The sequence below is a fragment of the Candidatus Jordarchaeum sp. genome (assembly GCF_052745115.1).
This window is the reverse complement of sequence record NZ_JBRAKS010000165.1, coordinates 1-8,674: the sequence shown is the minus strand read 5'-3', so window position 1 is coordinate 8,674 and position 8,674 is coordinate 1. Positions and strand designations below refer to the sequence as shown.

The following is an 8,674-nucleotide window of genomic DNA, read 5'->3' as shown; positions in this document are numbered from 1 at the left end:
GGAACCGAACACCATCTGGAAGTGTCCTAGATGGGTAAGTTTCGGACAACGGATTAATAGAGTACGCCACAAAACTGTATAAGGACGGGGAAAACCACTCTCGGCGAAGCCGCCCAACTCTCCGGCACCAGTCTGAGAAAAATGCTGGAAACACTCCTGAACAAAAGCATCCGCGGAAACGTAACCCTAAGCCAGCAGAAAAAAGCCATAGAATACGCAAAAAAACTCAAATAAAAAAGAAAATTTAGTTTTAGTAGTAAAAATATCTGAGATAATTGAACCTATCTTCTCAGAATAGTTACATTGCAGGTTCCCCCATCTCCATGTGAAAAGTTGCCCATGCAGTGAGCTAAGCCGATCTCTGCACCATCCACCTGCCTTGCTCCAGCTTCACCCCGCAACTGCCAAACCAGTTCACAGATCTGAGCCACACCAGTAGCTCCAACAGGATGTCCCTTTGCTAGTAGTCCTCCACTGGGATTTATTGAAACTTTGGCGTTTATTTGAGTTTCTCCTTCTTCCACCGCTTTTCCTCCTTCGCCTTTTTTGAAAAACCCTAGATCTTCGTTGTGCAGAATTTCAGCTATTGTGAAGCAGTCGTGGACCTCCGCAAAGTCTATATCCTTTGGTTCCACTTTGGCCATGCTGTAGGCTTCTTTTACAGTTCTCACAGTTATGTTAAAAGTCGTAGCGTTGAGCTTTCCTAGGAATGTTCCCGATTTTTGGGCTGCTCCTAAAATTTTGATCGGTGTGTCCGTGAATTTTTTTGCTACATCTTCGCTTGCTATTACCGCTGCTGCTGCTCCATCAGATATTGGGCAGCAGTCTAGAAGTCTTAAGGGGTAGGCTATCATAGGCGAGTTTAAAACTTTTTCCAAGGATACTTCTTTCGGATAGTGAGCATGGGGATTCATTGTGGCGTTGTGATGATTTTTCACAGAAACCATTGCCAATTGCTCCCTGGTTGTGCCATATTCCTTCATATGCCTATTTGCGATCATGCCGAAGACGCCCGGAAAGGTCATCCCCATGAATCCCTCAATTTCCAGGTCGCTCCCCTGGGTCATAGCTTTGAGCATTTCTCTTGTAGGAAGTCCAGTCATCTTCTCTATCCCTAAAACGAGGACCACGTCGTGTAGACCCGCCGCAACTGATATCCAGGCCTCCCTGAAAGCGGTTGAAGATGAGGCGCATCCGTTCTCACACCTGGTCATTGGAACACCCACCACTCCAACTTGTTTCATGGCTAAATTTCCAGCTAATGGTCCCTGTGCGCCGCCGACTCCTGCCACAATTCCACAGTATCCGGCTTCAATATCCTTTGGGTGCACGTTTGCATCCTTCATGGCTTTAAAGCAGGCTTCCTCTCCCATCTCTTTCACTCCGGGTCTTATGGGGAAGTTGCCAAATTTTGTCATACCAACTCCAATTACGTAAACATCTTTCATCTTTACTTAGCCCTCCTTCACTGGTCTGAACTTCCAGCCGATTACCTCTGTTCCATCCTCATCCGTGGTAATTTTTCCCGAGGTGAGTTCTACTTCCATGTCGATTTTCAACTTTTCTTCAAAGGGTTCGCAGTCTGTGAAGTGGGTGAAAATGCTTATGCCCTCGGGCAATTCGACGAAACCGAAGGCGTAGGGTGCGTATTCGAGGGGGCCAACATAGGCAATTGTATAAGAATATATTTTGCCTCTGCGGCTAAGTTCCACTTCGTCCACTTCATCGATGGTCATACATTCAGGGCAAACTCTTTTCTTTGGGAAATAGATTTGGCCACAAGATTTACATTTACTACCTACCAGTATTGGGTTGCCACTTTCCAATGAGCCTTCTTTAAAAATTCCTTCTTTAAATAAACGATGCTTACTCATTTAACCACCTATTAAACATCAAATTAGCACTATATGGTTTCACAGTTTCAAATTGTTAAACCTTTTTTCTTTCTTCTTACAAATTTTTGTTTTGCATTTTTTTTACATACATTGTACAAATATGGTTAGTGTGTAATAAAAAGATTACATTACTCTGAAACTATCCCATACTTTGAAACACTATTTCTGCAAATTTTAGAAGTTCGTGCAGATTGCCCCAAATCATCACTGTGCCATCTTTTATATATTGACGCATCCTAGTTGGATCTTTAAAAACACTATCAACTAAATTTTTCTCCTCTGAAAGCAGCATCAAGTCGAAGGACGCTGGCTCGCCCTCAATCAATCTCACTTCTCCTTTGCCGAAGGTTATGTATAATGCTTCTACAGGCATTTTGAAACCTATTGTTTTTCCATTGTATCCATCTATCCACTCTTTTATTGCGTTAAGTATGTTTGGCGAATTGTTAATCTTTTCCACCATTTCCTTTAATCTATTTTTAAGCTCTGACACTTCTGGAACCTCCCTATTTCTGCTCAGCTATCCACTTTTCTAAAGCCTCAATTACTGCCCTGTTTAAAGTTATAGCTGAAAATGAGCCAAACCGGCTCTCCACCGCTTCGATAAGTCTCTCAAACATCTCATAGGAAAGTGTCGCAATCACTTTAGGCATCGCTGTCTGCACGAAGAACTTGGCAAGGTAAGGGCTCCTATGCCAATAGGGAGAAATATCGTCCAAGCTTCTTTTCGGTTTTCCTCGCCACTCAGCCATTCATCTCATCTCCTCAAATTTCACATCCAATATTTCCGCCTTAGTTATTGTGGAAGGAAAGGTAGGCCACTCAATAATCACCTTTCTCCCTAAATCCACTCCCTTACTTTTCCACGTTCCACTGAATATGTTTCCATCCTGGATCACAAATTGGGTTAGAACAAAGCTAAGGAGCTTAGATAGTTCCCAGCCATGCTTCTCAGCCATGGCCTCCCAAGCCTCCATTATCTCTCGGGAAAGTATTACCGATACCACATTATTCTCACTCAACTAATGTTCCTCCTAAGTGCTTGAAACCGTTGAAACCATCTTCTCTACTTTTTTCTCACGATAGTCCAGTCTCCGGTAAGGATTACCCCAGACTTCATCATACATTATGCTCTCCAAGGGATATCTTGAAGGCGCTGCCGCTCTAAGAAAAGCTGGCACTCCGAGGCAGAGGGCAGTAATTGGTTTAACACTCCTAGGGATTCCGAGATAATCAAAGAGTTCCTCACTTCTTCTAGTGTCCGCCACTGCGACCGCATTAAACCCGCAACCCACACCAAGCGCGGTGGCTGCCAGCCAAATGTTCTGAATTCCCGCACCAATACCCACATAGGGATGGTACGCAGCCTCACCCATACCTGTCGGATAGTCGGTGTCTGCTGAAGTAATGCATGGAATCAGAACAACGTCAGCGGTTTCTGGATATCTTATTACCTTGGTGAAGCCTTGAAATGCGTAGGGTCTCAAGTGTTCGGGCATAAACCACTGCCTATCCTGGGTAACCTCCCAAGGATCTCTACCCATAACCATAATACCGGTTTCTTCAGAAATATCTGCAATCCATCTTTTAACTTCTTGGTCGCGGATAACTATGTATTTCCAGTACTGCATGTTTTCTCCTGAAGGAGCCCACCGGGCCACGTCCAGTATTCTCTCAAGCTTCCAGTCCGGGATTTTTTCACCTTCCTTAAAGTATCTCATACTTCTCCTAGTATAGATCGCTTCAAACACATCCAAAACACTCACCATCCAATAATTTGAGTTGAAAATTATTACCAACTCTTTTTCTAAATTTTAAAGGTTGCTTTTTTGTTTTTCATTACAATCTCTTTAAGATATATATGGTTTTATTTTCCTTTTTTCAAGCAATTAGAAGACCCTGCTTCTTAAATTTTATTTAATGCTGCCAAAGTCTTTTTTATCTATTTTCGATGTAATAGTTAATAAATATAGAATTGTATGTTTGAAAACTACTATACAAACATTTAATTTGATAAAAAACTATTAATAGAAGCTAAAATTGGAGGGAGAAAATTTGAGTAGGCTTTGGAGTCCGCATATAGAATCCATGAAAAGAGAACAAATAGAAGAAATGCAAACAGAACTCCTAAAAAAACAGCTAAACTACGTTTACCACAGAGCACCCTTCTACCAAAAACTGTATAAAAAGTCAGGTGTAAAACCAGACGACGTAAAAAACATAAACGACCTACAAAAACTCCCCCTCACAAAGACAGGGGACTTACAAGCAGAAATGAAGGAAACCGGGGACGAATACTCCGGTAGACTCTGCGTTCCAGAAAGCGAACTCTTAGCAGTATACGGACCTAATCAGCATCCAATGCCCGAAAACCCTTTAATAACCGGTATAACAGACTCCGACCGCAACACCATTATTCAACATCTTGCCAGAAACCTCATCATGTCCGGAATCTACTCCGGAGACACCATTCAATCACTCTGCTGGGCCTGGGAGCCATTCAATCGCGTCTATATGGCTGCAAATCTGCTAATAAGCCCCAGCGTAAGTGAAATACTAGGCATTACCCCAGTAACCCTTGAGATAATTCCACTAGAAGCTCCAAGAACCTTCGCCACCGCAAGACTTCTCAAACCCTCACTAATCATAGCAGACATAGGCCACCTAACACAACTAGCTGCGATATGCCAGCAAAACAACATATCACCAGAAGAAATAGGATACAAAACCATAATACTGAAGGAGCAAAGAATACTCAGCGAGAAGGAAACCAAAGAAGTAAGTGAAAAGTGGAAAGCCAAAGTACACAACATGCTAGCAGTACAGGACAACATGCTCTACGCAGAGGATTGCAATATTCACAACGGTCTACACATCTGGGAGGACGCCTTCATACCAGAAATAGTAGACGAAGAAACAGGAGAAAAAGTAGGAGAAGGAGAAGCAGGCAAACTCGCAATAACAAACCTATTCGCCAAAGGAAACCCCATGATCCGATACCTAATCAACATAACAGCAAAAATCGAAAAGACACCATGCAATTGTGGACGCACCCACTCCCGACTAAAACCCCAGTAGAGGTGAAAAAAGATGAGCCGTGAATTATGGAATCCTAAAATAGAAACTATGCCTCTGAAAGAGTTGGAAGAGCTGCAACTCAAACTCATAAAATCACAAATAAGCTACGTCTACGCAAACTCCTCATGGCACCACAAACTCTACGAAGAAGCAGGCGTGAAGCCCGAAGACATAAAAACCCTAGACGACTTTAAAGAAAAAATCCCCATATACAACAAAGACCATCTAAGAGAAGAACAGAGAAAAACTGGAGACCCATTCTCCGGACTATGCTGCGTCTCAAGAGATGAACTAATAAACTTGTGGACCTCTTCAGGCACCACTGGAATGCCCACCCTAGGAGCCAGCACCAGAAACGACATTTACATAGGCACAGAAATAATGTGCCGCAACCTCTGGGACGGAGGATTCAGACCAGGAATGAAAGTATTCAGCGCAGCCATCAACTGGCATTGGGTGATGCCTCCTGTGCTTAATGCTTGTCACAGGTTGGGGCTTAGAACTTTTGGCTTCGATTTTCCACACCCGCTCTTCGTGGATAGGTGGGCGAGGTGGATGCTTATCCACAAGCCTGAGGGCATACCCGCAATTACCACTGAGGTTTTCGCGGCCTTTCTTCCACCGGCTTTGAAGCAGTTGGGCTACGAGCCGAGCGATGTTCTGTCGTGTGTGAAGCTGGCGGTGCCTATGGGTGAGCCTTTATCGCCTGTGGCTCGTGGACATGTCAAGAAGAATTGGCCTAATGTGAAGATTAGGGATGCTGGGGGTGCTGGGGAGTCTTGGTGCTGGCATGTTGAGACTTGTGATGAGCATGTAACTGGGCATATTTGGGTGGATATGGGCTTACCTGAGATTCTTGACCCAGATACCCACGAGACTGTGGCTCCTGGTGAGCGGGGTGAGTTGGTTGCGACGAATTTGAGGGTTAAGGGATTGCCTTATATCAGATTCAGTACCGAGGACTTCCTTGAATTGTATTCGGAGCCCTGTGAGCGGGGAATAACGCATCCTCATGGGCGTATTCTCGCTAGGACGGGATGGCGAATAAAGGTTGGAGATAAGGCCTTTATCCCATTTGATGTGGAAGTTATACTTCAGAAACATCCTGAAACCATAAAGGCAATGTTCAGCCTAGTGAAGTATTCTGCTACTATGGATAAATTGAGAGTTAATGTGGCTTATGACCCTGCGGTAACTAAGGATCCCGACAAGTTGAAGGCAGAACTCACAAAGGAAATGGAGAGGGAACTGGGCGTTAAGGTTGAGATTAACTGGGTGAAGGAGGAAGAGATACCCCGGCCGGTTCCACATAAGATTGCGAAGTTTGTTGACCTAACGAAAGGCTAAAACCTGATGCTTAGCATTCTTTTTTCTTTTTTTCACCGTATACAGGAAGTATACGCTTGTGTTTTGCTCACAAGTTTCCCCGGGCGCAAAGTAATGGATATGTATTTTTGATTTTGGGTATGTGAAGGCGTCCTTCCTAACTCCCATAGTAGGGTTTGGATTTGGAAAAGAAGGCTTAATAACGCCCCCTTTAAAAGCAGCCAACAAACAAAAACACATACCCCCATGCAAAAACATAACTATTACATCGTACCGTTTCCCCGAAAAGAAGCATTTTTCAAGCCCGAAACAAGGGAATAAACAACCACAAATTAACGAGAAACACACGTGAACAAAATTAATAGAAAAGGGTGGTGCACATGTTCTAAAAGCACATGGTTGCCCAAAATAAGGTCATTCCAGACCACTCACCGGCTGAAAAGCGCCCCACACCTTTCACATACGGGCGCAAAATAAAATGATACAACCTTTGCAAAAACCTTTCTCCAGCTACGGAGATTGAAAGTTTTTTATTTTGATTGAAAGGGATAGTTAAATTGAGTAGGTTAGATGACCTCTTCTTTCTCTAGGTTTTTTATTTCTTCTTCGCTGTATCCTAGTTCTTTTAGTATTTCTTTTGTGTGTTGCCCGAATAGTGGTGCTGGTGTTCTAATCCTAGCTGGGGTTTCAGAGAACTTTAGGGGGAAGGCTACATGGAGTGTTTTGCCCTCAACTGGATGCTCTACCTCAACGAACATTCTGCGGTGTTTGAGTTGAGGATCTCGGATCACTTCTCCCATGGAGTAAACTGGTGTTACACAGATGTCTTTGCCTTCCATTAGTTTTAGCCATTCATCTCTGGTTTTGGTGCGCATGATTTCCCTTACTTCTGATAATATTTTCTTTTCCTCATTTTTTGAGACAAACTGTTTGCTGATCAGGTCCTCTCTGCCTATTAATTCGCAGAAGTTGGCCCAGAATTTTCCCTCGATGTTTCCAAGAGCGATGAATTCTCGGTCTTTTGTTTCATAAACATTGTAGTAGGCGGATTCGCCTAGGGCACTGAGAGTTCCCTCGTCGCCCACACTATATCCCGAGATATGGGTTCCAATATGCAGGACATTATAGGTTAGTACTGTGTCGGTCATTGAAACATCGATGTATTGTCCCTTTCCTGTTCTTTCTCTGGCTAATAGTGCTGATACAATTGCCAAAGCAGAGAAAACGCCGGAATTCATATCGGCGATTGGAATCCCTGGAATTACTGGGGCTCCTGTGTGTCTGCCCGTGACCCCTAGAATTCCCGCTATACTTATATAATTTATATCGTGTCCCGGCTTATCTATGTAGGGTCCATCCTGTCCGTAACCCGTTGTTGAACAGTATATTATCTTCGGGTTAATTTTTTTCAGATCTTCATAGCCTAGGCCATGTTTTTCCATAACGCCCGGTCTAAATGTTTCAAAAATTACGTCGTATTTCTCAACTAGTTTTCGGACTATTTCCTTACTTTTTTCTGTTTTTAGATTCAGCTTCATGCTTTTCTTGTTTCTATTTAACATAAGAAATACTGCGTTTTCTTTTTTGAGAATTGGCGGAGCCCAACGCATATAATCTCCTAGAATAGGCTCTTCTATTTTCAGAACTTCAGCCCCCATATCCGCTAAAAGCAGAGTGGCATAGTTGAAGGGCAGAAGTCTCGAAAAGTCGAGAATTCTCACACCGTCCAAGGGTCCCAATCAATTCACCTCAAATGTTTAAAACGATATCCTCATTTCAGTTAAATATTTGCATGTATCAAAAAAACAAAACATTACTAAATCTAAACCCCTGAAAAAAGTCAATTCAATTGTCTGTTTAAAATGTACATACAAATATTTATATTAAAATTCTTTGGAAAAAAAAATCAAGTCAAAAACCGACTCCGCATTCTATAATACCTCAAGCACTTTTATTGATCAGCAGGAAAATATTTTCAACTATTTCTGGGAAAATGTTCTAGACGTAAAAACTAGGTTAGCGGAGGTGAAAGCGGGGGAAGTATATGAAATACAACCTCTAATTGGGGAACTAAACATTATGAAGAAGATGGTGGAGTTAGTAAAAAAGACAGAAAATGAGCTTCTCGCGTTCTTTCCGGTTAAGGCTCTATAAATTTACATTTCTGTTTTCCTTAACTTCATAATAGAGGAGGAACTACCTAGTAAAATCATTCACTTAATTTTGCCCTATAATTTCCACCCAAAACCTGAAACCATAAAACAAGCTTTTAATCTAGGAATTAATATTCGTCAAACAAAAACCCCCCAAAAGTGGTTCTTGCAGTATTTCCGAATTGTTAATTTTATTTTTATTTGAATTTGGTTTTGTTTATG

General features: G+C 42.5%; 10 protein-coding genes. 3 read left to right on the top strand and 7 right to left on the bottom strand.

Translation table 11 applies throughout. The features are described 5' to 3' along the window. Positions 1–281: 281 nt before the first annotated feature. The 6 genes from ACUVXA_RS12225 to ACUVXA_RS12200 form a co-directional block, all read right to left on the bottom strand. Positions 282–1,448 carry a thiolase domain-containing protein gene (locus tag ACUVXA_RS12225; protein WP_445871549.1) on the bottom strand — a complete coding sequence of 389 codons (1,167 nt, stop codon included), beginning with the start codon at positions 1,446–1,448 and terminating at the stop codon, positions 282–284. A 6-nt stretch (positions 1,449–1,454) separates the two neighbouring features. Further along, on the bottom strand, positions 1,455–1,874 hold the full coding sequence (locus ACUVXA_RS12220; RefSeq protein WP_445871548.1) for a Zn-ribbon domain-containing OB-fold protein: 420 nt from the start codon (positions 1,872–1,874) through the stop codon (positions 1,455–1,457). 160 nt (positions 1,875–2,034) lie between these two features. Beyond that, entirely contained in the window at positions 2,035–2,388 is a 354-nt protein-coding gene (locus ACUVXA_RS12215) for a hypothetical protein (protein WP_445871547.1), read from the bottom strand. A gap of 13 nt (positions 2,389–2,401) precedes the next feature. Next, on the bottom strand, positions 2,402–2,647 hold the full coding sequence (locus ACUVXA_RS12210) for a hypothetical protein (RefSeq protein WP_445871546.1): 246 nt from the start codon (positions 2,645–2,647) through the stop codon (positions 2,402–2,404). After that, complete coding sequence (locus ACUVXA_RS12205) at positions 2,648–2,917, bottom strand: hypothetical protein (protein ID WP_445871545.1); 270 nt, start codon at positions 2,915–2,917, stop codon at positions 2,648–2,650. A gap of 12 nt (positions 2,918–2,929) precedes the next feature. Beyond that, positions 2,930–3,646, bottom strand: a complete 717-nt coding sequence (locus tag ACUVXA_RS12200) for a nitroreductase family protein (protein ID WP_445871550.1) — start codon at positions 3,644–3,646, stop codon at positions 2,930–2,932. 304 nt (positions 3,647–3,950) lie between these two features. Between ACUVXA_RS12200 and ACUVXA_RS12195 the strand changes: the two genes are divergently transcribed. Then, on the top strand, positions 3,951–4,973 hold the full coding sequence (locus tag ACUVXA_RS12195) for a phenylacetate--CoA ligase family protein (protein ID WP_445871544.1): 1,023 nt from the start codon (positions 3,951–3,953) through the stop codon (positions 4,971–4,973). A gap of 12 nt (positions 4,974–4,985) precedes the next feature. Further along, positions 4,986–6,320, top strand: coding sequence for a phenylacetate--CoA ligase family protein (locus tag ACUVXA_RS12190; protein ID WP_445871543.1), 1,335 nt, complete (start codon positions 4,986–4,988; stop codon positions 6,318–6,320). Positions 6,321–6,865: 545 nt separating this feature from the next. On the opposite strand, the gene ACUVXA_RS12185 is transcribed toward ACUVXA_RS12190, so the two are convergent. Next, positions 6,866–8,038 carry a CaiB/BaiF CoA transferase family protein gene (locus ACUVXA_RS12185; protein ID WP_445871542.1) on the bottom strand — a complete coding sequence of 391 codons (1,173 nt, stop codon included), beginning with the start codon at positions 8,036–8,038 and terminating at the stop codon, positions 6,866–6,868. A 154-nt stretch (positions 8,039–8,192) separates the two neighbouring features. Here ACUVXA_RS12185 and ACUVXA_RS12180 point away from each other — a divergent pair, with 154 nt between their 5' ends. Further along, positions 8,193–8,453: a hypothetical protein gene (locus tag ACUVXA_RS12180; protein WP_445871541.1), complete on the top strand. Its 261-nt coding sequence runs from the start codon at positions 8,193–8,195 to the stop codon at positions 8,451–8,453. Positions 8,454–8,674 lie beyond the last annotated feature (221 nt).